This is a genomic window from Alteriqipengyuania flavescens (genome assembly GCF_030406725.1).
Classification (GTDB): Bacteria; Pseudomonadota; Alphaproteobacteria; order Sphingomonadales; family Sphingomonadaceae; genus Alteriqipengyuania_B; species Alteriqipengyuania_B flavescens.
This window is the reverse complement of the sequence record NZ_CP129107.1, coordinates 1754998-1780828: the sequence shown is the minus strand read 5'-3', so window position 1 is coordinate 1780828 and position 25831 is coordinate 1754998. Positions and strand designations below refer to the sequence as shown.

The 25831-nt window shown below is 63.1% G+C and carries 24 protein-coding genes and 1 pseudogene; 9 read left to right on the top strand and 16 right to left on the bottom strand.

Annotated elements, in window-relative coordinates:
- Window positions 1–75: 75 nt before the first annotated feature.
- From QQW98_RS09230 to QQW98_RS09205, 6 genes and pseudogenes are all read left to right on the top strand, one after another.
- Window positions 76–1575: an acetyl-CoA acetyltransferase gene (locus tag QQW98_RS09230; protein WP_290134663.1), complete on the top strand. Its 1500-nt coding sequence runs from the start codon at window positions 76–78 to the stop codon at window positions 1573–1575.
- A 172-nt stretch (window positions 1576–1747) separates the two neighbouring features.
- Window positions 1748–2287: a molybdenum cofactor biosynthesis protein B gene (gene moaB / locus QQW98_RS09225; protein WP_319023279.1), complete on the top strand. Its 540-nt coding sequence runs from the start codon at window positions 1748–1750 to the stop codon at window positions 2285–2287.
- Window positions 2284–2760, top strand: coding sequence for a cyclic pyranopterin monophosphate synthase MoaC (gene moaC, locus QQW98_RS09220; protein WP_290134662.1), 477 nt, complete (start codon window positions 2284–2286; stop codon window positions 2758–2760). Before moaB ends, moaC begins: the two co-directional genes overlap by 4 nt.
- The gene (locus QQW98_RS09215) at window positions 2757–3947 is read left to right on the top strand and encodes a molybdopterin molybdotransferase MoeA (RefSeq protein ID WP_290134661.1); all 1191 of its coding nucleotides are present in this window, start codon (window positions 2757–2759) and stop codon (window positions 3945–3947) included. The genes moaC and QQW98_RS09215 overlap by 4 nt, the downstream gene beginning before the upstream one ends.
- Before the next feature lie 99 nt (window positions 3948–4046).
- Window positions 4047–4461: pseudogene (locus QQW98_RS09210) on the top strand (integrase core domain-containing protein); the annotation flags it as partial.
- A gap of 106 nt (window positions 4462–4567) precedes the next feature.
- Window positions 4568–5329, top strand: a complete 762-nt coding sequence (locus QQW98_RS09205) for a Crp/Fnr family transcriptional regulator (protein WP_290134660.1) — start codon at window positions 4568–4570, stop codon at window positions 5327–5329.
- Here the strand turns inward: QQW98_RS09205 and QQW98_RS09200 are convergent.
- Window positions 5266–6345 carry a glycosyltransferase family 4 protein gene (locus tag QQW98_RS09200; RefSeq protein WP_290134659.1) on the bottom strand — a complete coding sequence of 360 codons (1080 nt, stop codon included), beginning with the start codon at window positions 6343–6345 and terminating at the stop codon, window positions 5266–5268. The two genes, QQW98_RS09205 and QQW98_RS09200, sit on opposite strands and share 64 nt — an antisense overlap.
- Before the next feature lie 80 nt (window positions 6346–6425).
- On the opposite strand from QQW98_RS09200, the gene QQW98_RS09195 reads away from it, so the two are divergent.
- The gene (locus QQW98_RS09195; RefSeq protein WP_290134658.1) at window positions 6426–8468 is read left to right on the top strand and encodes an HAD-IIB family hydrolase; all 2043 of its coding nucleotides are present in this window, start codon (window positions 6426–6428) and stop codon (window positions 8466–8468) included.
- Window positions 8465–9352, top strand: coding sequence for a glycosyltransferase family 2 protein (locus QQW98_RS09190; protein WP_290134657.1), 888 nt, complete (start codon window positions 8465–8467; stop codon window positions 9350–9352). The genes QQW98_RS09195 and QQW98_RS09190 overlap by 4 nt, the downstream gene beginning before the upstream one ends.
- On the opposite strand, the gene QQW98_RS09185 is transcribed toward QQW98_RS09190, so the two are convergent.
- The 5 genes from QQW98_RS09185 to gntA all read right to left on the bottom strand — a co-directional run bounded on the left by QQW98_RS09185 (window position 9345) and on the right by gntA (window position 12522).
- Window positions 9345–10448: a glycosyltransferase gene (locus QQW98_RS09185; protein WP_290134656.1), complete on the bottom strand. Its 1104-nt coding sequence runs from the start codon at window positions 10446–10448 to the stop codon at window positions 9345–9347. The genes QQW98_RS09190 and QQW98_RS09185 overlap by 8 nt on opposite strands.
- Window positions 10445–10729, bottom strand: coding sequence for a hypothetical protein (locus tag QQW98_RS09180; RefSeq protein WP_290134655.1), 285 nt, complete (start codon window positions 10727–10729; stop codon window positions 10445–10447). The genes QQW98_RS09185 and QQW98_RS09180 overlap by 4 nt, the downstream gene beginning before the upstream one ends.
- 221 nt (window positions 10730–10950) lie before the next feature.
- Entirely contained in the window at window positions 10951–11232 is a 282-nt protein-coding gene (locus QQW98_RS09175; protein ID WP_290134654.1) for a hypothetical protein, read from the bottom strand.
- Between the two features lie 4 nt (window positions 11233–11236).
- Window positions 11237–11815 carry an urea carboxylase-associated family protein gene (locus tag QQW98_RS09170; protein ID WP_290134653.1) on the bottom strand — a complete coding sequence of 193 codons (579 nt, stop codon included), beginning with the start codon at window positions 11813–11815 and terminating at the stop codon, window positions 11237–11239.
- Complete coding sequence (gntA, locus tag QQW98_RS09165; RefSeq protein ID WP_404800889.1) at window positions 11812–12522, bottom strand: guanitoxin biosynthesis heme-dependent pre-guanitoxin N-hydroxylase GntA; 711 nt, start codon at window positions 12520–12522, stop codon at window positions 11812–11814. Before gntA ends, QQW98_RS09170 begins: the two co-directional genes overlap by 4 nt.
- 109 nt (window positions 12523–12631) lie before the next feature.
- Here gntA and QQW98_RS09160 point away from each other — a divergent pair, with 109 nt between their 5' ends.
- The gene (locus QQW98_RS09160) at window positions 12632–13375 is read left to right on the top strand and encodes a hypothetical protein (RefSeq protein ID WP_290134651.1); all 744 of its coding nucleotides are present in this window, start codon (window positions 12632–12634) and stop codon (window positions 13373–13375) included.
- 461 nt (window positions 13376–13836) lie between these two features.
- Here the strand turns inward: QQW98_RS09160 and QQW98_RS09155 are convergent, their stop codons facing one another.
- The 10 genes from QQW98_RS09155 to QQW98_RS09110 all read right to left on the bottom strand — a co-directional run bounded on the left by QQW98_RS09155 (window position 13837) and on the right by QQW98_RS09110 (window position 25748).
- The gene (locus QQW98_RS09155; protein WP_290137055.1) at window positions 13837–14025 is read right to left on the bottom strand and encodes a hypothetical protein; all 189 of its coding nucleotides are present in this window, start codon (window positions 14023–14025) and stop codon (window positions 13837–13839) included.
- A gap of 77 nt (window positions 14026–14102) precedes the next feature.
- A complete protein-coding gene (locus QQW98_RS09150) occupies window positions 14103–14468 on the bottom strand; it encodes a hypothetical protein (RefSeq protein WP_228167087.1) in 366 nt (121 codons plus the stop codon).
- Between the two features lie 71 nt (window positions 14469–14539).
- The gene (locus tag QQW98_RS09145) at window positions 14540–16924 is read right to left on the bottom strand and encodes a heavy metal translocating P-type ATPase (protein WP_133494783.1); all 2385 of its coding nucleotides are present in this window, start codon (window positions 16922–16924) and stop codon (window positions 14540–14542) included.
- Between the two features lie 20 nt (window positions 16925–16944).
- Window positions 16945–17421: a DUF411 domain-containing protein gene (locus QQW98_RS09140; RefSeq protein ID WP_308423515.1), complete on the bottom strand. Its 477-nt coding sequence runs from the start codon at window positions 17419–17421 to the stop codon at window positions 16945–16947.
- Window positions 17422–17611: 190 nt separating this feature from the next.
- Entirely contained in the window at window positions 17612–17965 is a 354-nt protein-coding gene (locus tag QQW98_RS09135; protein WP_228167085.1) for a copper-binding protein, read from the bottom strand.
- Window positions 17944–21111 (bottom strand): efflux RND transporter permease subunit, encoded by a 3168-nt coding sequence (locus QQW98_RS09130; protein ID WP_290134649.1) that lies wholly within the window; start codon window positions 21109–21111, stop codon window positions 17944–17946. Before QQW98_RS09130 ends, QQW98_RS09135 begins: the two co-directional genes overlap by 22 nt.
- On the bottom strand, window positions 21108–22619 hold the full coding sequence (locus QQW98_RS09125; RefSeq protein ID WP_290134648.1) for an efflux RND transporter periplasmic adaptor subunit: 1512 nt from the start codon (window positions 22617–22619) through the stop codon (window positions 21108–21110). Before QQW98_RS09125 ends, QQW98_RS09130 begins: the two co-directional genes overlap by 4 nt.
- Window positions 22616–23851: a TolC family protein gene (locus tag QQW98_RS09120; RefSeq protein ID WP_290134647.1), complete on the bottom strand. Its 1236-nt coding sequence runs from the start codon at window positions 23849–23851 to the stop codon at window positions 22616–22618. The genes QQW98_RS09125 and QQW98_RS09120 overlap by 4 nt, the downstream gene beginning before the upstream one ends.
- 581 nt (window positions 23852–24432) lie before the next feature.
- On the bottom strand, window positions 24433–24876 hold the full coding sequence (locus QQW98_RS09115) for a CBS domain-containing protein (protein ID WP_067468590.1): 444 nt from the start codon (window positions 24874–24876) through the stop codon (window positions 24433–24435).
- A 233-nt stretch (window positions 24877–25109) separates the two neighbouring features.
- Complete coding sequence (locus QQW98_RS09110) at window positions 25110–25748, bottom strand: cation diffusion facilitator family transporter (RefSeq protein WP_290134646.1); 639 nt, start codon at window positions 25746–25748, stop codon at window positions 25110–25112.
- Between the last annotated feature and the right edge of the window lie 83 nt (window positions 25749–25831).

The following is a 25831-nucleotide window of genomic DNA, read 5'->3' as shown; positions in this document are numbered from 1 at the left end:
AATCGATCGTTTAAACGCTAGTGCGGGGCGGGTAAAGTCCCCCCTTGCCACGCTTTTGCAACGAGGACGCCGCCAGTGACCATCGATCCCGAACGCATCCCCGTCATCGTTGGCGTGGGCCAGGTGAACGACCGGCCGGAGCGTGCCGGGGACGGGCTCGACAGCGGCGGGCTGATGGTCGAGGCGCTGCGCCGGGCAGATGCCGATGCCGGCGGTGGCTGGCTGGCGGCGGCTGACCACCTCGCCGTGATCGGGCAGATTTCCGGGCCGCAGTTGAACCCGCTCGACCGCACGGTTGCAGGGGCGCTCGGCATGTCAGCGGCGAACACCGAACAAACCCCGCCCCACGGCGAAACGCCGGTCCGCCTGCTCAATGAAGCGGCGAACCGGATCGGCGCGGGCGAGGCGAGGATTTGCGCGGTCACGGGCGGGGAGGCGCTGCGGACGGCAGGGCAGCTGGCGAAAGCGCGCGCGGCAAAGGACGCGCCGAAGAAGGATGCCCTGCGCGATGCGCCGCACCGCAAGCACACGGGATATGCCCAGAGCCACGGGCTGGTGGTGCCGGTCGACGTCTACCCGCTTTACGAGAATGCCTGCCGCGCGGCGTGGGGCCAGTCGCTCGCCGACGCGCAGCACGAAAGCGGCACGATCTGGTCGCACATGAGCGAGGTCGCGGCCGCCAATCCGGCCGCGTGGATGCGCACGCCCTTCGGTCCGCAGGAAATCGTGGCGCCGGATGCGGACAACCGGCCGATCGCCTTTCCCTACACCAAGCTGCAGGTCGCGAATGCCGCGGTGAACATGGGCGCCGGCTTTATCGTTGCCAGCCTCGCCGAAGCGCGGCGGCGCGGGCTGGACGAGGCGCGGCTGGTCCATGTCGGCCACGGCGCGGGCGCGCACGAGCCGACCGACATCCTCGCCCGCGCGAATTATCACGCCTCGCCCGGAATGGCGGCGGTGCTGGAAGAAACGCTGGCGCGGGGCGATCTCGCCACCGACGCGATCGACCATGTCGAGCTCTACAGCTGCTTCCCCTGCGTGCCCAAGATGGCACGGCGGATCATCGGCTGGCCGGCGGAGCGCCCTGCGACGGTATTCGGCGGCCTCACGTTCGGCGGCGGGCCGATCGGCAATTACATGAGCCACGCCATCGCCGCGATGGTCTACACGCTGCGCGGCACGGGCGAGACCGGCCTGCTGTTCGGCAACGGCGGCTATGCCACGCACAACCATGCGATCGTGCTGTCGGGACGCGCCACCGGCGCCGCCTTCCCGCAGGGTTTCGACGTACAGGCAAAGGCCGACGCGGCGCGCGGCGCGGTGCCGCCGCTGGACGAGACTTACACGGGTGCGGCGACGCTGGAGACGTTCACTGTCCATTATGCCCGCGACGGGTCGGCGCGGCTCGGCACCGTCGTTGCCCTGACGCCGGACGGTGCTCGAACCCTCGCCATCGTGCCGGCGGACGATGGCGCGACCATCGCAGCACTGACGGACGGCCGAACCGAGCCGGTCGGGCGACCGGGTCGCATTTCGCGGGAGGGCGGTGCGCTTTCGCAATGGCATTTCGCCTGACGCTTGCCTAGGGTCGCCCCATGCATCTCGGCGCTTGCTATTTCCCCGAACACTGGCCGCGCGAACGCAGGGCGCTGGACGCGGCGATGATGGCGGAAACCGGCATCGACCGGTTGGGCAATGCGGTCTTCACATTCGACTATGGGGTTGGGTCCGTAAACTTGGAGAAACGATGATGCCCGGCATCGACGAAAGCCGCGAATTCCAGCCTCTGTCCATCGCGGTGCTGACCGTATCAGACACACGGACCATGGAAACCGACACGTCGGGCCGATATCTTGCAGACAGCTTGCAGGAAGCGGGACACTCCCTCGCCGCCCGCATGATCCTGCCCGACGATGCGCCCGCGATCCGTGCGCAGGTCGCCGAATGGGCGGAGAACGAGGGCGTCGACATCGTCCTGACGACCGGCGGAACCGGCTTTGCCCCGCGCGACGTGACGCCGGAAGCGATCCGGCCCATCCTGACCAAGGAAATGGACGGCTTTTCCGCCCTGTTCCACGCCGTCAGCCGCGAGACCGTGGGCGTTTCCACCATGCAATCGCGTGCGCTGGGCGGGCAGGTCGGCAGCAGCTTCGTCTTCTGCCTGCCGGGCAGCACCGGGGCCTGCCGCGACGGGTGGGAGAAGATCCTGAAATACGAACTCGACAGCCGCTATCGCCCCTGCTCCATCGTCGGCATGATCCCGCGTTTCGCAAAGGACCACGGATGAGCGGCCTCTCCCACCTCGACGAAGATGGCCGCGCGCGAATGGTCGATATTTCGGGCAAGCCCGTCACGCCGCGCACCGCGACCGCCAGCGGCGAACTGCGCTGTTCGGCCGATACGCTGGCCGCCGTGGCGCAAGGCCGCACGCCCAAGGGCGGCGTGATCGCGACGGCGGAACTTGCCGGGGTGATGGGCGCCAAGCGGACGAGCGACCTCGTCCCGCTCTGCCATCCGCTGCCGCTGGCGAAGGTGCTGGTAGAGATCGAGGCTGATTCAGCATTACCGGGCTATCGCGTGACTTCCGAAGCACGCACGGAAGGGCAGACCGGGGTGGAGATGGAGGCGCTGACCGCCGTCTCCGTCGCCTGTCTGACCTTGTTCGACATGCTGAAAGCCATCGACAAGCAAATGACCATCGGCGCAATCCGCGTGACCTCGAAAACGGGCGGCAAGAGCGGCAGCTGGTCCGGCGAATGATCTCTTTCGACGAAGCGACCGAGCGCCTGCAAGCACTGGCCCGGCCGCTCGGGCCGGAGCCGGTTGCGCTGGCGAATGCGCACGGCAGGGTCCTCGCCGAACCTGTCTTGGCGATGGTCGACGCCCCGCCTGCCGATGTGTCGTCGATGGACGGCTACGCGGTGCGCGAAGCCGACCTTGCCGCTTTGCCGGTGACGCTGCCGGTCGCGTTCGAGAATGCCGCGGGTGTGGCCGATGCGGGATCTTTGCCGGAGAGTGCCTGCGCACGCATCTTCACCGGCGCGCCCTTGCCCGCCGGCGCAGACCGCGTGGTCATGCAGGAAGAAGTCGAGCGGTCCGGCGACGCGGCAACCTTTGCCGCGCCCCACAGCTCCGCCCGCTTCGTCCGCAAGCGCGGCAGCGACTTTTCGCGCGGCGACGCATTGTTGCCCGCCGGCACCGTCCTTGGCCCGCGGCAGCTTGTGGCAGCGGCTGCTGCCGACCATGCACAGGTAACCTGCTGGCGCCGGCCAAGGGTGGCGCTGCTTTCCACCGGCGACGAACTGGCCGAGCCTGGCAAGGCGCGCGCCACACCGGGCGCGATACCGGAGAGCCTGTCAGCGGGCCTTGGGGCCTTCGTGAACGAATGGGGCGGCCTCCCCTCGCCCGCCGAACGGTTGGGAGACGACCTGCCTACGCTGGAAAGCGCAGCGGCGCGGGCCGTCGCCGATCACGATCTCGTCGTGGTCACCGGCGGCGCCTCCGTGGGGGAACGCGATTTCGCGAAAGCGATGTTCGACCCGCTCGGGCTCGATCTCGCTTTCGGGAAAGTCGCCATCAAGCCCGGCAAGCCGGTGTGGCTGGGCCGGGTCGGCGTCACAAGCATCCTCGGCCTGCCCGGCAATCCCACCAGCGCGATGGTCACTGCGCGGCTGTTCCTCGCGCCCCTTCTCGCTGGCATGAACGGCCGCCCGTTCGCAGCCGCCCGGAATTGGGGATCGCATGTGCTCGCGGCGCCCCTTCCCCCTTGCGGCAGCCGCGAGACCTTCGTCCGGGCCAAGCTCGATGCGGAGGGCAACGCGAGGCCGCTCGGCAACCAGGATTCCGGCCTCCAGCATGCGCTCGCCTCGGCCGACCTCCTGATCCGGCGCGCTGCAGCTGCACCCGCTCTAGCCGTGGGCGCCAATGTACCCACGCTGACTTTTTAGGCGGCGCTAAGTCACGGCGATCGCGCGATCGCTTGACCAATCGTTCAAACGCCGGACTAATTGGCATCCGTCAGCGTTCTGACGGGTGCTTCCGGATCGCTGGCCAACCAGCGTCGCCGGTTCGGCCATCGCCGTCTGCATATCCTGGTGCGCCGGGAGGGGATCATGATCAACCGCAAGAAGACCCAGAGGCTCTACAAGGAAGAAGGGCTGGCAGTGAGGCGACGACGAAGCCGCAAGCATGCTGTTGGCACAAGGGAACCTGCTCCGGTTCTGGCGCTGCCGAACCAGCGCTTCTTGAGCATGGCCCATGCCCGTGTCGAGATCGCGGCCTGGGTCGAAGACTACAATCGGGAGCGACCGCACTCGTCTCTCGGTTACGCAACACCGGCGGCGTTCGCCGCTGAACTGGATAAGCAATGGCCTGCTTCGCTACGCCCTACGCCCTACGGGCTCCGCTACGCAGCCCATTGCTTCAACCGCGCTTATGCGCAAAACAACCGCCCGGCTCTAATCCCAGCTGGGGGAAAGCTGGGGGTCACGTCAGGACCGAAGCCAAACTTGAGCACACCATTCGTTTTAGTTAGTCGACACTTTTAGCGACGAACCTGGGAATCCCTTTGCACACCGAACTTTTTCTAAAGGGCCGCCTGCGGCATGAACTGGCAGCCCAGGAAAAGACCTGGCTGGAGGAGGCAATCGGTCGCACAATTCGACTGGAACCGCGCGAAACCCTGGTGAAGCGCGGGACGCGGGTGGAGCATTCCTATTACATTATCGAAGGTACGGTTCTGCGTCATCTCGACGACCGCAGCGGTGAGCGGCAGCTGGTCGGCCTGAACATTCCCGGCGACTTCGTCGACCTGCATGGTTTCCCGATGAAGCGGCTGGACCACAGCACCGCCGCGCTCGGTCCGGTCGACCTTGCCGAAGTGCCGCATTCTGCCATTGCGGAACTCGTCAACCGTTCGGGCCATCTCGCCCGTGCCTTGTGGTTCTCCACATTGCTCGACGCGGCCATGCACCGCGAATGGATCTTCCGGCTGGGCAGACTCAAGGCGGAAGCGCGCATTGCGCACCTCATTTGCGAAATTATCGAGCGGCACAAATTCGTCGGCCTGTACGATGGCCGGAATCTGCCGGTTTCACTGCTACAGCGCGACTACGCCGAAGCGTGCGGCATCACGCCCGTCCACGCCAATCGCAGCTTCCGCATCCTGAAAGAGCGCGGCGTACTGGAACTACGCGGCGAAGGGCGGATCGAAATCCACGACGAGGCCGAGTTGAAAAGGCTCGGCGAATTTCGCGGCGATTACCTCTACGGAGAAGGTGATCTGGCACTGGACTCGTTCGAGGATCGGGACAAGCACGCCTCGCGGTAAAGCGCCAGCGTCTCGCTCGCCATCCTCCCGGCGGAAAAGCGTTCCTCGAACTGGCGGCGAATAGCTGAACGGTCGAGCTGCACGACCTCGTCCATCCTGTGGACCGCTTCAGTGACGCTGTCGACGACAATACCCGTGACACCATCCTCGACCACTTCGGGCACGCTGCCCCGGCGCCAGGCAATTACGGGCGTTCCGCAGGCCATCGCTTCGATCATGACCAGACCGAAGGGCTCGGGCCAGTCGATAGGAAAGACGAGCGCCGCTGCGTTACCAAGCAAGTCCTGTTTACCTGTATCGTCGACACTGCCGATGTGCCTGATCCGGTCGTCCAGCGCGGGCCGGACAACTTCGTCGAAATAGGCGGGATTGCCCGGGTCGACTGGTCCGGCAAGCTGCAGGTGCCGGCCTGTCGCCCGCGCCAGCTCAATTGCGCGATCCGGCCTTTTCTGGTCTGTCATCCGACCGAGGAATGCGAGATACCCTCCGGACCCGTCACCCTGCCTGTACCGATCCGCGGGCATTCCGTGATGGACAATGCCTGCGAGGTTAGTCGCAGGCACCGCCCCGGCTTGCGCGTGCGAGATCGCGATAATCCGCTCCTGGGGAAATGCCCGGAAATGCTCCAGGTGATCCGGCTCGTCGGCGCGCCAGTGGATCGTGCGGAAGGCCGGGGCGCCGAGCTTCTGCGCCACGGCGCTTGCATGGGCCGAGCCGTGCAAGTGGATGACATCGTGTCCCCCGCCATGGGCCAACAGGTCACCCAGCAATTGCGCCTCCAGCACTGCGGGCAGACCGGGCGGTACGGGGCCGCCCTGCTTTTCGTGCCAGGAAAGCGAAAGGAAGTCGCCCACCTGCCGAACCCGGGGCAACGAGCAATCCGCCGGCCCGAACAAGGTGACCTCGTGACTGGCATCGACTTGCGCACTGGCCAGGTCCGCGACGACACGCTCGGTCCCGCCATACGTGGCGGGCGGGACCGGGTGAATGACCGGCGCGACATGGGCTATACGCATGGGAGCAACATTTATCACCTTGATTGTCAGGAACTTGGAACTCTCCGGGGCATCGGTAACCACAGACCGGGAGCCCGTCGATGTTTGTTTGCCATATCGCCCTGCAAGGCTGCCTGACGTTGTCCGATGTGCCGTACGGTATCAATGCGGATACCGGTGGCCACATCACCTATCTGCTCGAACTGGCGCGCGCGAGCGCGCGCGACCCGGCGATCGATCGGATCGATATCGTGACGCGCGGCTTTACCGACGCAAGGCTGGGCATGCGGTTCGAAGCGCAGTGTGCTGAAGCGAGCGGCAAGATACGGCTGATCCGCCTTGACGATGGCGACCCCACTTATCTTCCGAAAGAGACTTTACACGAACGCCACGGTGAACTCTGCGAAGCGTTCCTCGCATACCTTCGCAATCTCGATCACTTGCCCGATATCGTCCACGCTCATTACGCCGATGCCGGAATCCTCGCCCGCAAAGCCAAGGAAGAATTCGGCATTCCGTACGTTTTCACAGGCCACTCGCTCGGCGCGGTCAAGCGGGAGGTAATCGGCGGTGCCGATGCCAGCCTGCGCACGCGGATCGAGGTGGAGGAGCGGGCACTGGCTCACGCCGACGCGGTAATCGCCAGCTCGCGCGACGAGGCGGAGGCGCAATACGCGCATTACGATTCCATCGATGCAGGGCGCATTCGCGTGATCCCGCCGGGCTGCGACCTGACCCGGTTCGAGAGCGCCAGGCCCAGCGACAAGGTTCGCGCGGATCTCGCTCATTTCCTGCGCGATCCGGCCAAGCCCATGCTGCTCGCCATCGCGCGGCCCGTTCGCAAGAAGAACCTGCTCGGGCTGGTGGAAGCCTATGCCGCCGACCCCGATTTGCAGGCCGCGGCCAATCTGGTGATCGTCGCCGGTTGCCGCTCCACACTGGACGACCTGGAAACCGAATGCCGCGAGGTGATGCAGGAGTTGATCGAGGCGATCGACCGATACGACCTCTACGGCAAGGTCGCCTATCCCAAGAACCACGAACCCGCGGACATTCCGGCCTATTACGCCCTGGCGCGCGAGAGCGGTGGCGTTTTCGTGAACCCGGCCCTCAACGAGCCATTCGGTCTGACGTTGCTGGAGGCGGCGGCGTCGCGGCTGCCGGTGGTTGCAACCGATAGCGGCGGCCCGAACGATATCGTGGAGCGTTGCAATAATGGCGAACTCGTCTGCCCGCGCGATCCACTGGCAATAGCTGCCGCGTGCCGAGCTATTGTGACGGACCGGCGCAAATGGGTACTTTACGCCACCGCCGGCGTGGAAGCGGTGGCTGCCTATGACTGGAATGCGCATCGCGGCCCCTATCATCGTCTTTTGCAGGAACTGATTGGCCCGCTAGCGTCAGCACCGCAATGGGACCGGATCCTGATCTGCGACATCGACAATACACTGCTCGGCGATCGCGAGGCTTTGCGCGAATTTCTCGACTGGCAGGCGGAGCAATCGGACAAGATCGCCCTCGGCATTGCCACCGGGCGCAGCTTTCACAGCGCACAGGCAATCCTGGCAGCGGAAGGCGTGCCCACACCCGATGTCATCATCAGCAGCGTGGGGACGCGAATTCACTGGTACGACCGAAAGAAGCGCTGTTTCTCGGAAGATAGTGACTGGCGACGCCGTGTGGAGAATGCCTGGAACGATGACGCAGTTCGCGAAGTCGCGGACGAACTGGGGCTACGACCGCAAGCCTTGCTGGAACAGCATAGCGGGAAAGCCAGCTTCTTCCTCGACGGAAACGACCCGGAAGCCGTTCTCCGTGCATTTCGCAATGGGGGCTTGCGGGTCGAGATCGTCGCCAGCCACGGCCGTTATCTGGATATCCTGTCCGAGGGCACGGGCAAGGGGCCGGCGGTCGGCCACGTGGCCGACAAGCTCTCCCTGACCCAATCGCGCGTGGTGGTTGCGGGTGACAGCGGGAACGACCTGACGATGCTGCGAGCGTGCCCGTTTCCCATCGTAGTAGGTAATGCCAGCGACGGGTTGGCGCAGGACCCGTCCCTGTCCCACGCATACCGGGCGAAGGGATGCTACGCTGCAGGCGTGCTGGAGGGTGTGCGGCACTACCAGGCGCAAGGCAGCTGGTGAGCACATATCGTTCCGTTTCTGTGCTTACGCTTGTGCGCGGGCGGCAAAAGCATCTCGATCACCTGGTCGCAGGACTCGAAGCACAAGCCTTCCCGCCGGACGAACTGGTTGTCGCCTATATGCAGGACGAAAGGCCGTGTATAGAAATGGATGGCCGCTTCCCTGTTCGCTGCGTGCGGGTGGCAGGTGAACCGATGCCGTTGGCGGCCGCCCGAAACCGGGCCGCAGAACTCGCTGAGGGCGATGTGCTCGCTTTCCTGGACGTCGATTGCATTCCCGATCCGCATTTCGTCCGCCGCGCGGCGGAAGCGCATGTCCACGATGAGAACGGCGTATTTCTGCCGGAGGTTCGCTACCTGCCGGGCAACGATTCCGGCTGGCTCTCTTCGGATGGGTCGCCCGATTACGACCTCCTGACGAGCACAGGCGTGCGCCATCCCAGCAAACGTCCACTGGACGAGACTTCCTTCGATCCCATCGCCGATTTCGGCGAGCTATGGGGTTTGGCATTCATCATGTCCTCAAGGACATGGAAAGCTGCCGGAGGAATGGACGAGGAATATATCGGCTACGGTGCGGAAGAAACCGATCTGGGCCAGCGGCTAAAGCGTGCGGGCGCACGCATGTATTGGCTGGGCGGCACGATCTGCTTCCACCAGCATCATCACGTCCACAAACCACCGCTGCAGCATTTCGACTCCATCATCCGCAATGCGCGGCTCTACCGCAGCCGTTGGGGCGAGTGGTGCATGCAGTACTGGCTGGACGATTTCGAGCGGCGCGGGCTGGTGAAGCGGTCGGAGGAGCGCCTCGAAGTTTTGCGTCAACCCTCGGCCAGCGAGATTGCGGAGACGCGGCAGGGCGCCGACGTGTTGTTCAGTTGACCGCCCAGAGGCGCGTTGCCTGTTCATCGAGCCAGTGCGCCGCCTTGCGCGCGGCATCCTCGTCATGCAGCGATGCCAGTATGTCGGTATCGAGTGCGTCGGTATCGGCCAAGGCTCGTTGCCATTCGGGGATCGAGGCGGGCCAGGTCTCGCGATAGGACGCCGCACCCAGACGTGCCAGCTCCCGCGCCTTGGCCTGCTGCTCGTCGAAATAACGCCATTCGGGAATGCACAGGAACGGCTTTGCCGCCCGCGCGATCTCGTGCACCGTATTGTCCCCGGCAGAGGCAATCACGCGATCCGCAGCGCAGAGGTAATCGGTCAGGTTGTCGATCCAGCCCAGTTCGCGCAGGTTTCCGAAATCGGTTTCATGGCCCTCACGGTGCACGGGTCCGGCGACGAGCCATTGCGTTTGCGGTTCCGCCCGGGCTGCCACGGTGAGCGGGGCATAGGGCGTACCGGACCCGCCGCCGCCCGCGATCACCAGCGTGACCGTTTGATCTTCCGGCAGGCCGAGCTTTGCCCGCGCTTCGGCCTTTTCCCGCAAGGGCGCGCGGGTCGTGCAAAGACCTCCGGTGTAGAAGGTGCGATCCCGAAGACGTTGCGGATAGCTTTCCTGTTCGATCCGCTCGTCGAACGGGGCGAGCATGGCCACGCACGCCTCGTACCCCGCGACGTGCCCGACATCCTCACGATCGCCATGCATCCTGATCGTAACGGCAGGCACACTCATCACCCGCGACAGCAACGCGATTTCTGCCGAAACGTCGATTACGAACAGACCCGGGTCCGCCTCGCGCAGGGTTTGCGTGATCAGTCCCATGTGCTGGCGCATTTCCTCCACACCGAGTGGGACGCAGTGCATCATCTCCGGCGTCGGCTGGTCGTGCAGCGCCGGACTGCGCGCGGGCGCGCCAATCATGTTCGGCAGCTGCACCATGGTCGCATCGCGTGGCCGGTCGTCGAATTGCGTCGGTGCCGCAGTCATGATGATGACGGGCCGTTCTTCCGGAATGTGCTCCAGTATCGCCATGATCCGGTTGGCATGGCCACGGCCCTGATGATGCGCGAAGAACGCCAGCGGACGGTTATTCATTGTTTGTTTTCCTGTGACTTTTGCCGCCTTGCGCTCGCTTCCGGTTCTCTCGTGCGGCCTGCGGTCCAATTGTCCGCTACTCGAACCTTGGGATTTGGCGCGCACCAGATTTCGCCAGTCGCATCGAGCGCCGTCACCCAGATGAGGTTATGCTCGATGCCGTAATCGATAACCGCAAAGGCGAGGCCGGGGCCGCGATCGATGACATGCACCGGAAGTGGGGTAACTAGTTGTGTGAACATGTCAGCGGGTCTTTCCGGTCTGAAGTTGATCGCGTTCATACATCGTCGTGCGGCGTAAGCTTGGCGATGAGAGACCGCCCGTGCCGAACAGCATCGTGACCCTCGCCGCAATGGCACTGCCGAGATAGAGTGCCGGGCTCGACAGCGCGAGGTCATGTCCCGCGCTTCGAGAGAGGAGTAGATCGCACCCGATGCGAAGTGTCCGGCCAGGCCGCCCAGCAGTATCGTACCGGCGGAACCGATCGTTGGCATCGTGTTCCTCACCCCGCTTCTTCAGCGGTCTTGGCGCTCTCTTCTTCACCGCCCTTTCGCGGGCCGAGATAGCGATAGACGCCCCATAGGTTGATCAGCAGCAGGGCGATGTTTTGCCAGCCGATTCCGCTGGCGTCCTCGCTGAGAAAGCCCCAGGCGGTAAGCGCCAGCGAGGAGGTGACGAAGAGCACGAAGGCCCACCCGGTCACCCGTGCATTGACGTTCGTCGCCACGACCAAGGCTGCGATTACGGCAGCGATGGCGCCGTACCATTCGAGAATATCCAGCATCGCCTCAGCCGCTCACGTCGTAATCGATGGGTTTGAACGTCCCGCCGTTCGATGCGTAGGCCGCGCAGGCGGTCAGCCCGATGACCAGGTCCATCTCGGCCCGGAAACGGGTGAAGGTACCGGGGGACGATTGTGGCGGATCGACCGAAATCTTGCCGTCCCCGGCGACCGGTACGTTCATGAATACGTTGAAGGCGGTGGGGATGTCATCGGGCGTCACGCCATATGGTTCCAGCGCTTCGGCCAGGTTTCCGAAGCAGCCGCGGTGGACCGGCTTGTCGGGATAGAAGTGGCGGAAAGTATCCTTCGAACAGGGCGTCAGAAGGAAATCATGCGCAGGTGCCGTATCTTCTAAGATAGTGAGCATGGGGTTCGACCGGTTCGACCACAGCCGCGCGCCGGTGGTCAGCAGGATTCGCTCCTCGTAATCGAACGTCCTGCCATTAGAGAGGATTTCTGCCGGATCGGCCCGAGATACGGCCAGCAGGTCGCTCACCTGGCCTCCTTCGGGATCGGTCACGGTCAGCACCTGCCCTTTAGACAACTCGATGGCCGTGCCGGTGCGCGGTTCGATGCGGGTCATTTGCCGGCCCTCGGATCGGAGAAGGGGCAGCGCCAGTCTTCCCCGACCACGCGGCCGCTATACTGCCGCGCCTCGCTCATGGTGCCGTGGCGTGAAAGCATGGGGTTGATCGACCCGTCCAGCGCCAAGTCCCGCTTCAGGATCGTCTCGCGCATCCTTTCGTAACGCTGCGAGGCCCGCAGCGCTTCGAACTGGTCGTGCAAATTGAAGACCAGCGTGGGATGCGGCGTCCGCCGTGCGGCGCGCGACGCGTGTGGGTGCATGCCCACGACGAAATAGGCTTCGCCTCCGAAGCTGAGGGAGAAATGCGGATCGGAAGGGTCGCTGCTGACGTTGGGATCGTAATCCAGTCCGCGCCATTCGTCCTTCGCTGCGAGCGAGTTCAGCCTGTCCCACATCGCTTTCTCGAACCCCGCTTCATCCAGATCGTCGGGGCCGGAAAAGACCACGGCAAGGCTGCGCAAACCTTCGGGGTCGCTGGCGTATTCCTCACTCCATTTCAGCAAGGCTTCGTGAATTTCCAGATCGTTCCAGCCGCTTGTCAGCGACCGGGCGGTGAGCACCTTGAGCCGACCGGTCGCCAGGGCCGATTTTGCCCCGACGCAAGGGAAACCATCCTCCGCGATATGCGCTCGCAGAACTTCGACGAGCGAACCCTGCCTATCGGCTGCATCAGCGCCATCGTCAATGTCGATCTGTCCCGCCATGACCTGTTGACGTTCGGGCTGGCAAAGTGTTGCGGCCACTTAACATCGATCATGCGGAAAGCCGGGGTCCGGAGGGTTAAGAGGCCTGTGCCCAGAACGGAGACGCCCCTTGGTCACCGCGAAATTCAGTCGTTTCCAGGTCTATGGCCAGCGCTGCAGCGGAACGAATGCCCTGATAAAACTGCTGGAGCGGAATCTGGAAGATCTCGAATTCACCGAAGAATTCGGATTCAAGCACTGGCTCGTTCCGCCGGAAGTCGAAATTCCCGAAGATGTCCTCGTCGTCGTCATTGCCAGGCAGGCCGACCAGTGGCTTCGCAGCTTGCACGCCAGGCCGTGGCATGCCCATCCGGACATGAAGGACCTGGAGTTCGGCGAATTCATCCGGGCCGAATGGCGCAGTGTATGGGACGAGGATTTCTGGGGTGTCGACGCAGACCATCCCAGGTTCGGGCAGCCGATCGAAGAGGAACTTTGCCCCCAAACCGGTTTACCGTTTGCCAACGCCATCGCCATGCGCACAGCCAAACTGCGCAACTGGATCGATGTGGCATCCCGTGCCGCCGGACACGTGCTGGTATCGCATGCCGAACTTGTTTTCCGGCCTGAGCGAGTGATCGAGCGATTGGTTTCTGCAAGCCAGTCAAGGAAATCAAAGAAGTTCATACCTGTGACTACCTACAAGGGGCAAAATTCGGAGCTATTCGTTGCGTCAGAATACCCGCCGCTCGCAGCTACCGATTCTGCATTTATCGGGCGCTATCTCGATAGAGCGATCGAGAAACAGTTCGGCCTGAACCTGCCAACAGGCGCAGCGGCGGCTTTTAGGTATTGCGAAGGGAACGGTGAATGACCGGGTAGGGGCGCATAGCTGCTAGTCGCACGGCACGCGCTGGTCCGGTCCTGCCTTCTTCGGGCAGCGCAAGGCTGGTGGCAAGGTGGCCGCATGAGCAAGGTCCGCTGCGCCATCTGCGCGAGGACCGGTCTGATCGGGGCGTTTGTTCGTTCTCTGCAGACCGCATGGGGGCGTGAAGCGCGCGGAACTGCGGGGGGTGCGCACCAGAAGAAAATATTACTGTATCAGTGGTTTACGTGTGGCGGAGCGGGTGGGATTCGAAAGCATTTCACAGCTAATTGATTTTAAACAATAAAAAGTAACGGTCGAAATTTTCTACCCCCTTCCGTACCCCTATATCAACTAGCGGACTGCGCGCTTTAGATGCTCGCTTTTCATCCTCGCCGTTCCATTCATCCCGCATAGTGCTGCTGATAGCGTATAGAATTCTGGCAGCAAAGCGCCCCCATTTTGGTCGTTCACCCGCTCACACCAATTTCCCGAAAGCGGACATCGAAGCGATTCTCGCCAAGTGGAATCCAATCCATCACTGCCATCATCGCAGCGCCGAGAACAAACGCCTTCCAGAAGCGCGCGTCGCTCCGGAAAATGTGATCGGCGTTGAGGTACATCAGTCCGAATATGAAGAAAGTAGACGTGCCGATCATTACCTGAAGCGGATGTAATTTCCGTAGTGTTCACCTTTCGATCTGCGTTTTGCCATACAATCTTCTTTCATCTATATTCATTGATCGACAGGCGGTTCACGCAAAGAGCAGGCCGTGAGGCCAACCGCGAGCAGCGGGACGACCCCCCACATGATCGGAAGGATCACTCCGATCCCCAACAATATGAGCATCCGCTCGGGATAGTTCCAACCCCACGGTACCCGTAACGCGACAAATTTTAGAGCAAACGGAACAATTTGCCCGGTTCCCAGAAAGACCGTCAGCGAACGTTGCTTCGGGCTGCGTAGCCAATAGCAACCGTTCGCCGCCAGGGATGCGATAACATAGGCGAAAACAATGAGGCCCGCGTCCCCGAGAGAAGCGAAGTTGCAACCGACGACGATCTGCCATGCAGAGAGCTCGTCCATGGAGTAGAACGGCATCTGCAGCATCCTTCAAAGAAACGCGATTAGGTGACAGGAAATCGCCAGCTAGCTTTCGGGACTATCGAGCTTCACCAAACGCTTTCCTCAGGCGAGCTGGTCTGCGACGCCGACAATCGCAGACGACGCAGACGCAGCGCGTTGCCGATCACTGATACCGAGGAGAGGCTCATCGCCGCCGCAGCGATCATCGGGTTCAGCAGTAAGCCGGTAAAGGGAAACAGCACACCTGCAGCAACCGGAATACCGAGCGTGTTGTAGGCGAAGGCGAAGAACAGATTTTGCCGGATATTGCGCATCGTCGCACGTGACAGCACGATCGCCTGGACCACGCCGGTGAGGTCTCCGCGAACCAGCGTCACCCCGGCGCTTTCGATTGCTACATCGGTGCCTGTTCCCATGGCAATCCCGACATCGGCGGCCGCCAGCGCGGGCGCGTCGTTTATGCCGTCTCCTGCCATGGCAACCCGGCGGCCTTCCGCCTTGAGCTCCTCGATCCGCCGGTGCTTGTCCTCCGGCGAGACATTGGCGTGCACTTCATCGATGCCCATTTCGCGCGCCACCGCTTCGGCCGTCGCCCGGCTGTCACCGGTCAGCATCACGACGCGGATTCCGCGCTGGTGAAGCGCCGCAATGGCACTGGCGCTCGTAGGCTTGATCGGATCGGCGACGGCGAGGAGCCCCGCCGGCTGCCCATCAAACGCCACGAACATCACGGTGCGGCCCTGCTCGCGGCCATCCCGGGCGGAGGCTAGCCAGTCCTCATCGGTGATGCCAACGCTTTGCATCAGCTTCTCGTTGCCGATCGCGACCCGCCGCTCGCCGACCGTCGCTTCCACGCCTTCGCCGGTCGTCGACGAGAGCGCGGTGGCGCTGGCAGGCGATATGCCGCGGCCTCGCGCACCTTCGACGATCGCGTGCGCCAGTGGATGCTCGCTGCCCATTTCAACCGCGGCCACGGCGGACAGAAACTCGGCTTCGTCGATCCCGGCCATCGGGGTCACGGCAACCAGGTCGGGTTTGCCCATCGTCAACGTGCCTGTCTTGTCGACCACCAGCGTGTCGATCTTCTCGAGCGTTTCGAGAGCCTCGGCATTGCGGATCAGGATGCCATGCTGCGCACCCTTGCCCGTACCGGTCATGATCGACATTGGAGTGGCAAGCCCCAGGGCGCAGGGGCAGGCGATGATGAGCACGGCGATCGCGTTGACCAAAGCATAGGCGAGCGCAGGTGCCGGCCCCCAGAAAGCCCAGACCGCGAACGTGACCGCAGCGATGCCGATGACAACCGGCACAAACCAGCCCGCGACCTGATCGGCCAGCCTTTGTATCGGCGCTCGGCTGCGCTGAGCCGCCGCCACCATCTGCACGATCTTGGACAGCATCGTGTCCTTGCCGACATTGGTAGCGCGCATGACGAAGCCGCCGGTCTGATTGACCGTTCCGCCAATCACGGGATCTCCGGCCTTCTTGGCAACCGGCAAAGGTTCGCCGCTGATCATCGATTCATCGACTGCGCTCGCCCCTTCCTCGATCTCGCCATCGACCGGCACCTTGTCGCCGGGCCGCACCCGAAGCCGGTCGCCGGTGACCAGCTGGTCGAGCGGCACCTCGCGTTCATCACCGCCGCCGAAGATCTTGACCGCGGTTGGGGGCGCAAGCTCGAGCAGCGCCCGCAAGGCGCTGGACGTCGACCCGCGCGCCTTCAGTTCGAGCACCTGGCCGAGCAGGACCAGCGTGGTTATCACGGCCGCCGCCTCGTAATAAACGCCCACGCGCCCCGAGTGATCGCGGAACGCCTCGGGGAACATGTCGGGAGCGAGAGTGGCGACGAGGCTGAAGAGATAGGCGATGGCGACGCCGAAGCCGATCAGCGTGAACATGTTGAGATTGCGCGTCCGGAGCGATTGCCAGGCGCGCACGAAGAACGGCCAGGCACCCCACAGCACAACCGGACTTGCGAGCAGCAACTGGGCCCATTGCGCCGATTCCGGCGCGATCAGACGGTCAAAACCGATTCCGGGCACCATGTCCCCCATCGCATAAATGAACAGCGGCAGGGTCAGGAGCGCGCTGACCCAGAACCGGCGACGCATGTCGACGAGTTCGGGATCGGGACCTTCATCGAGGCTGATCGTCTCGGGTTCGAGCGCCATGCCACAGATAGGGCACGATCCCGGTCCTGGCTGGCGGATCTCCGGATGCATCGGACAGGTGTAGATCGTCCCTTCGCGCACATCCTCGACGGCATCCAGGTGCCGGCCCGAGAGGTAGAGATCGGGATCGGCTAGAAACTTGTCGTGGCAGCGCCCCGAACAGAAGTAATGGCGCGTGCCCTCGTGCTCGGCCACGTGTGCCGCACCTTCGATCTCGACCTCCATCCCGCAGACCGGATCGACCGCGGTACCAGGCGTCGCGACTGCGCCTATTGCATGTTCATCGTCCGCTTGCGGCATGGCAATCTCCTCTCGAGAATTCATGGATAGGCGGCGTAGACCTTCGCGCCGCCGGGTCCGAAGGCGACGACTTCGAAGGGCTGCGACCGGCCTCCCGCTTCCATGCCGGGGGAACCCAGCGGCATTCCGGCAACGGCGAGGCCGCGCACGCCCTCGGGCCGCTCCTTGATCAGCCGCTCGATCTCGCGGGCCGGAACATGGCCCTCGATGACATAACCCTCGATTTCCATCGTGTGGCAGGATCGAAGAGTGCCGGGGACGCCTGCCTCCGCCTTGACCTCGGCCATCGGCCGGTCTTCACGCACGGCGACCTCGTAACCGAGTTCGGCGCGGACGTGCTTGGCCCATTCCTCGCAGCATCCGCACTGGGGATCGCGGAACATCACGTAAGGCGCGGCCTGCACAGCGCTGGTGCATGCGGCGAGAATGCTCAGCGACAGAGCGGTAAATCCGGCGCGAAGCCGGCGAGAGGGTGTGTCTAGGTTCCTCGGCATCATTTCTACTCCTTATGGGTCCAAACGCATGCGTTTCGCGTCGAGACATGAGCGGCAAGGCGTCAGGCTCGGCGGAACACCGATTGCGGCGCGGGGGGCTCTGCCCGGCCTGCCAATCGATTTTCAAGAATGGCGGCGGCACGGGCCTGGTTTTCAACCATTCGATACCTCAACGGACTGAAAGTCGCTTCGTTCACCGCTCGGTTACCGAGATGATCTCGTTACCGGCATTGCTTGTCCGGAACTCGAAAGTCACCGCATCGCCCACTGCGAGTTCACCGCGCAGCGCTTCCCCGGCCTCGAACGCCATCGTCATGGCAGGCCAGTCGACAGCCGGGACCGCTCCGTGATCGACCGTGATGGTACCGGCATCCGCGTCGATGGCAGTGATCGTGCCTTCGGCGCTCGCGGTACGCCCGGCTTCGCCGGACTGCATCATCGGCATGTCCTCGCTTGCCATGGGCATGGTGCCGGTTTCCTCGCTCGCATCGCATGCGGCAAGCACCAGTGTGGCGGCGAGCATCGTCATGAGGGTTGCACTACGCATTCTTCGTCTCCTTGGGGTTGGGTCGGCCTTTCGATCCGGGGGCGCCGCAACAAGAGGTATGCGGCGGGAAGAAGGAACATTGACAGCAGCGGGGCGGTGATCATCCCGCCGATCATCGGTGCGGCGATCCGGCTCATCACTTCCGAGCCCGCACCCGTTCCGATCAGGATCGGAAACAGGCCGGCAAGAATGACCGCAACCGTCATCGCTTTGGGCCGGACCCGCAGCAACGCGCCTTCGCGAATGGCTTCGCTCACGTCGGTCGCGTCCGGATTGGCGCCGCGCCGCTCGAGTGCGGCCTTGAGGTAGATCAGCATGACCACGCCGAACTCCGCTGACACGCCTGCCAGCGCAATGAACCCGACGGCGGTGGCGACGGATTGGTTGTATCCCATAAGGTAGAGCAGCCAGAACCCGCCAGTCAGCGCGAATGGCAGCGTGCCCATGATCAGCAGCGCCTCGTCGAAGCGGCGGAAGATCAGGTAAAGTAGCAGGAAAATGATCGCCAGCGTCGCCGGCACGAGGATCTGCAACCGCTCGTAGGCGCGGGTCAAATATTCGAACTGCCCAGCATAGGACAGGCTGACGCCGGCGGGCAGATCGACCTCGGCTCCGATCGCTTCCTGCAAATCGCCCACCACCGAGGTGAGATCGCGCCCGCGCACGTCGACATAGACATAGCTGGTCGGCCTGCCCTGCTCGCTCTTGAGCATGGGCGGACCGCTGGTCACGCGGACATCCGCCACTGTGCCAAGCGTGATCTGCTGTCCCGCAGGGGTCAGAACCGGAAGGTTGCGCAGCTCATCGACGCTGTCGCGAATCTCGCGCGGATAGCGCACGTTGACCGGATAGCGTGCCAGCCCCTCGACCGTGAGCCCGACATTGGCACCGCCGATCGCACCCGAGACGATCTGTTGCACGTCGGCGATGTTGAGCCCGTAGCGGGCCGCTTCCAGGCGATTGATATCGACATCGACGTAGCGCCCGCCCGAAAGTCTTTCAGCGAGCGCCGAACTGACACCTGGTACCTGTTTGGCAATCTGTTCGACCTGAAGCGCCACGCGTTCGATCTCGCCCAGATCCTCGCCTGAGACCTTGACCCCGATCGGGCTTTTGATGCCTGTCGCGAGCATGTCGATGCGGTTGCGGATCGGGGGCACCCAGACATTGGCGAGGCCCGGGACCCGGACCACCCGGTCGAGTTCCTCGACCAGCTTGTCGGGCGTCATCCCCTCGCGCCATTCCTCGCGCGGCTTGAAGCTGATCGTCGTCTCAAACATCGTCAGCGGCGCGGGATCGGTGGCGGTGTCAGCGCGGCCGGCCTTGCCGAAAACGGTGTCGACTTCGGGAACGGTCTTGATCAGGCGGTCGGTCCGCTGAAGCAGTGCCGATGCCTCACCCGGCGAAAGCCCGGGAAGCGCGCTCGGCATGTAGAGCAGATCGCCCTCATCGAGCGGAGGCAGGAATTCGCCGCCCAGCCGCGTGAAGGGCACCAACGTCGTCGCGAAGAGCAGTCCGGCAATGACCAGCGTCGCTTTCGGACGCCGCATTACCGAGTCGAGCCCCGGCTGATAGGCACGGATCAGCGCCTTGTTGATCGGATTGCTGTCTTCCCGCGGGATCTTGCCCCGGATCAGCCATCCCATCAGCACTGGAACCAGCGTGACCGACAGGATCGCCGCCGCCGCCATCGCATATGTCTTGGTAAAGGCCAGCGGAGCGAAGAGCCGCCCCTCCTGCGCCTGCAAGGTGAAGACAGGCAGGAAGGACAGGGTAATGATCAGCAGACTGAAAAACAGCGCCGGGCCGACCTCCTTCGATGCGTCCGCGACGATCCGCCAGCGCTCGTTAGCCGACATGACCGTATCGGGATTGTCCTCGGTCCAGCGCTCGATGTGTTTGTGCGCGTTCTCGATCATCACCACCGCCGCATCGACCATCGCGCCGATCGCGATGGCAATGCCCCCGAGCGACATGATGTTGGCGTTCACGCCCTGGAAGCGCATCACGAGAAAGGCTGCCAGAACGCCCAGCGGCAAGGTGACCACGGCGACCAGCGCAGAGCGGGCGTGCCACAGGAACAACAGGCACACGAGCGCGACGACGATGAATTCCTCGATCAGTTTGGTGGTGAGGTTATCGACCGACGCGTCGATCAGTTGCGAACGGTCATAGGTGGTGACGATCTCGACCCCGTCGGGCAGGCTCGCCTTCAACTGTTCCAGCTTCGCCTCCACCGCCTCGATCGCACCGCGCGCGTCGGCCCCTTGCCGCAGAATAACGATGCCGCCCGCGACTTCGCCCTGGCCATTCAGTTCAGCGATACCGCGGCGCAGTTCGGGGCCGATCTGTAGATTGGCCACATCGCCAAGCGTCACCGGGACACCCCCCGCTTCGGCGCGCAGAGGGATCGCGCGGAAATCATCGAGGCTGCCTAGATAGCCTGACGAACGCACCATAAATTCCGCTTCGCCCATCTCGACGATGGATCCGCCCGCCTCCTGATTGCCGGCCTGGACCGCCTTGACCACTTCGGCGTGAGTCACGCCGAGCGAGGCCATGCGGTAAGGATCGAGGACGATCTGATACTGCTTGACCATGCCCCCCACGCTGGCGACCTCGGCGATGCCCGGAATGGTCTTCAGCTCGTAACGCAGGAACCAGTCCTGCAGGCTTCGCAGCCCTGCAAGGTCGTGACCCCCGTTGCGGTCAACCAGGGCATACTCGTAAATCCATCCCACACCGGTTGCGTCGGGACCAAGCGTACTCTCGACGCCGTCAGGCAAGCGGTTCTGGACCTGGTTGAGATATTCGAGCACGCGCGAGCGCGCCCAGTAGAGATCGGTCCCGTCCTCAAAAATTACGTAGACATAGCTATCGCCGAAAAACGAATAACCGCGCACGGTCTTTGCTCCCGGCACCGAGAGCATGGTCGTCGCCAGTGGATAGGTAACCTGGTCCTCCACGATACGCGGGGCCTGCCCGGCATAGTTGGAGCGGATAACCACCTGCACGTCGGACAAATCGGGAAGCGCATCGACAGGGGTGGTCCGCACTGCCCAGAAGCCGGCGAGCGCCAGACCGATCGCCGCCAGAACCACGAACAGGCGGTTGGCGATCGAACTGTCAATGATCCGCGCGATCACTGGCCGGTCTTCCGGATCGAGACGATGCGTGGCCCGGTGCTTGCCTGAACGAAGGTAAAGGTCACCCGGTCGCCGCGTTGGAAACCGCGAACCTGGGCCGGACCTTCAGTGGCAAAACCCATCGTCATTGCTGGCCATTCCAGAGCTTTAACCGGCCCGTGCCGCAAGGTGATGCTGCCAGCAGTGATACGTTCGATCGTGCCGGTGGCTCGATAGGTGCGCGGCTCGTCCGCATTCGCCTGCGCTTCGTTTTCCCCGACAGTCGTTGGCGCATCCTCGGTGGGACGCACATCGATACCGGCAAGGCTGGCCTCGGAATCGAGCAGGAACTGGCCGGAGGTAACCACCTCCTCGCCTGCCGCGAGTCCCGCGAGAACTTCGGTGCGGCCGCCTGCTTCTCGCCCGATCCGGACTTCGACAGGTCGGTATCCTCCGCTTTCCTGAGTGATCATCACCAGCGTGCGTTCGCCGGTGCGGATCACGGCCTCCGACGGGATGAGCAATGCTTCACGCCGTTCAGGAGCGATCGTGACCTGCGCAAACATGCCCGGTTTGAGGCGAAGGCCGGGGTTGGGCATCGCCGCGCGCACGGTAATCGTCCGGCTTGCGTCCTGTGCACTCGGCAGGATGGCAATGATACGCCCTGCAAATCGCTCGCCAGGAAAAGCGGTGAGCGTTGCGCTTACCGGCTGTCCAACGCGGGCACTCCCCGCCAGCGCCTCCGGCACAGCCGCCTCGAGCCAGATCGGACTGTAGCCGCTGATTTCGGCTAGGCTTTGCCCCGCCACGACGGTCATGCCCGGCCTTACACCGAGCGAGGTAATGGCGCCCGATTGCGGCGCGGTGACGGTGATCGTCGATTGCGGTCTGCCGCTTCGAGCAACCGAGGAGATCACGCCTTCCGGCATCCCGAGCAGTCGCAGGCGCTGGCGGGCAGCACTGGTAAGCGCCGCGTCGCCGGTGGCCGCCACGGCAAGAAATTCCTGTTGGGCGCCGCCCCATTCAGGCACCAGCAAATCGACGACCGGCGCGCCTCTTGCGATCAGATCCTGCGGGGCGTGGCCGTATGTTCGCTGAACATAGCCGCCCGCGCGTGGCTGGACGATCGCCACCTCGCTGCCCTTATAGGCAAGCGTGCCGGTCACCGTCGTTTCCGGTTCCAGCACGCCGTATTCGGCCTCGGCAGTGCGGATCCCGAAGTTCTGGACCATTGCGGAATCGATGCTGACCCCTTCGCCAGCCTGCGCCTCGCCACCAGCGCATTTGGGAACCAGCTGCATGTCCATGAACGGCGACTTGCCCGGCTCGTCGAAGCGCTGATCCGGCACCATCGGATCGTACCAGTAGAGCACTTCTTCGCAGCCGGCATCGGCAGCAGCGTCACCGTCATCGCTGCCGCCGCCGAGCATCGACAGACCGTAGCCAGCCCCCAGGCTGATCAGGGCAATACCCGCCGCCGCTGCATATGAACGCTGGCGCGGCGAAAGACGTTCGAACACGGCTTTCATGGCCTGTCCTCCCCATAAGTAAGACGTAGAATTGCAGCGGCTTCGACAGCAATCTGTTCGCGTTCGAGGATCTCGAGCTCGAGCAACGCCAGCGCAGATTTGGCTGCGATCACATCGACGAGGTCGGCGCGCCCAGCAGCGAAGCTGGCGGTTTCGAGCTGCGCACGATCCCGCGCGAGCGGGAGAAGCTGGTCACGCGCACGTTCCCATTGCTGCAGTGCACTGCGCCACGCAGCCAGATCGGCTTCGAACCGGGCCGTGATCGCCCTCAGGCGGTCGGCGCGCACGGCCGAGGCGGCAGCAGCGTCTGCTTCGGCCGCCGCGATGCGCGGATTCTGCCGCCTGTCGGTAAAGATTGGCAGAGTGACCGATCCCATGACCGATACGACACTGCCAAAATCGGGATTACGGTGGCCATAAGTCACACTAACACCGAAATCAGGCCGCTTTTCAGCGCGTGCCAAATCGGCTGCAGCCTCGGCTCGTCGCTGCTCGGCGTCCGCCAGACGCAATTCCGGATTGGCCTCCAACGCGAACCGAAGCCCTTCCGGGTCCACGGTAACTAGGGGAGCGCCCCCCGCAGCGACGGGCTCGCTTCCGGCGATATAGCGCTGCAGCCGGGCACGCGCGGCTGCGCGCGCGGCCTCGATCCGGGTAATGGCATCCTCGATTTCGAGAAGCTCGCGCCGGATCGCGAGACTTTCGGCAGGTCGAGCCGATCTCGAAGCGACGGCACTGACGGCGACCGGAACGAAGTCCCTCAAGCCGTCCAGAGAGTCGCGCGCAAGAGCGAGGCGCTGCTGGGCATAATACAGGCCAATCCAAGCCGTCCCCGCCTCGGCGAGGATGGAACGTTCGGACAAGCCAAGACGGGCTTCGGCAATACCGATTTCGGATCCGGCAAGGCCGTATCGTGCTCGCCGCCTGGCAAGATTGGGAATTTCCTGCTCGATGCCCACCGCGAGCTGCGTCGGTAATTGCGCATAGGGATCAAATGCCGCAGGTCCGGTGACCGGCAAGTTCATCACGCCTGCACGAACGCGAGGATCGGGCAATTCGTCCGCTGCGTCCGCGGTATCGCGCCTCGCCTGAATGCGCAAAGCGCCCGCTTCAAGCATGGGCTGTTCCGACGGCGCCGCCGCAAGGGTTTCTTCATAGCCGACCGACTGCGCTTGGGCAGCCTGCGCGACCAGCAGGGCCGATAACGGCACCCAACCAATTCGCCAGTTCATAAATCTCACTCGTGCAGAGCGAGCTGACGACATAGCATGCCGCACCGGCGAAGACCGGTTCGTGCGGCTGCATCGTTCGTTAGTCTCGCAAAAGGCGCAGCGCGCCTCCAGGAAAAACTAGACGGTGAGGATTGGTTTTGGAGGAGGCGATTCCGGTCGCGGTGAATCTGTTTCAAACCACGGGGCCGCAGAAACAAGGTAGCTCGGTACCAAACGAAGGGGCGCACCCTCCATTTCAGTCGCATTCGACAGAGCCAGAGGCGGCAGGCAATTCATGGCAATCACGCAATCGAGCGTCATGCTGGAACATGGTCCTGCCGGATCGGTGGATGTATCGCTATCGGCCATCTCGGCACAATCGCTCATCTCCGCCGCCTCGATCTGAGCAAGGGCTGCCGCATTCGCTCCAACCTGGACAAAGAGTCCGAAGCCAAAAAGGATCAAGGTCAAGGTACGAGTGAACTTCACCGGCCCGAGATAGTCGGGGGCGAGGCGATTGGCAAGTAACGAGCGATTGCGGACGGGGACCGATCAGATCGCCCCGTCCGCTTTAAGCGCGTAAAATAAATAGTCTTTTGCGACTAGCAGCATCCCGCCGAAGCTGGCTCCGAACTAGCTTCGGATACCTCGCGCACGAGGTCACCCGTTTCCTTCTCAGCTGCGCTTCTGGCGATATCGGCCTGCGCAACGATGCCGCAGCATTTGCCTTCGTCATCGACCACCGGAAGCCGCCGAACCTGATTGTCTTCCATCTTGGTGCAGCATTCGTCGACGCTTGCATCGGCGGTGACAGTAACAGGTGATGATGTCATCACCTCCTCAACGCGTTGGTCGGAGGAATTGCCTTTGGCAACACAGCGGCAGGCGATGTCCCTGTCGGTCACCACGCCCACCAACGCACCGGAATCATCGACAACGGGGATTTCGCCGCAATCATTATCGACCATCAATGAAGCTGCCTCTTGCACGGTGCTCGATGGACTGCAGCATGCGGGGTTAGCTGTCATTACATCTTGGGCTTTCATGGCTTATCTCCTCATTCGTAATCGAGCTTTCAATGGAGGAAACGAGGCATTCCGAGTGTTAGTTCCGCGCATGTCGGCCACCTGTGGGGCGTAGAAGCTATCCCGTTCTGAGATTTCTGTCCGGCGTCGCCTCTTATAGCGGAGGCTTGGGTTCCGACTGCATCAGCAATGTAGATAACCAAGGGTTCGCAGCCGGATGTCAAACGCGTCGCAAATATAACCATCTTGGCCGGTTATCTGCCAAATTCGTCGACCTTGCGGTGCTCGGTACCCTCTTCGTCATGGCGATCCTTATGCGCATCTCGCAAAATGTCGATGCCGCCGTAAAGCGCGATACCCGCAACGGCGACGCCCACGACAAGATCGGGCCAGTTCGCGCCGGTAAGCATGACGATGATGCCCGCAATGATGATCCCACCGTTAGAGATGAAATCGTTGAAGCTAAAGGTCGTGGCAGCGCGTAAATTGACGTCCTTCTTTTTCATGTTCTGGAGCATTCGCAGGCAAACCAAATTCACCACACCTGCCACCGCCGCCATCACCATCATCATCACACCGCCGGGATCAGAGCCTTCGAGGAAGCGCCGAATGGCATCGGCGATGACGCCGCCAGCGAAGATGAGGAGCATGATACCGGAAAAGCGCGCGGCGCCGCGCTTCCAGGTTCGAGAACGGGTTAACGCCAGCAGGCTTAATAAATAGACGATCGCGTCTGACGAATTGTCCAGGCCATTTGCAAGCAATGCGTTGGAATCAGCGAAATAGCCGACAACGAAAAAACCTATAGCGATCGCCACATTGAGCCAGAGGACAATCCAAAGCGTATGCCGCCTATCGTCTGTGTCGAGCTCAAGTTCTGCATCGCCGCTCATGTGATACTTCCTCCACTGCGACACCAAGCTTTGGCAGCGACCGGCATGGACCGGCTCATAAGACTGTTGTGGTCGAAACTTCG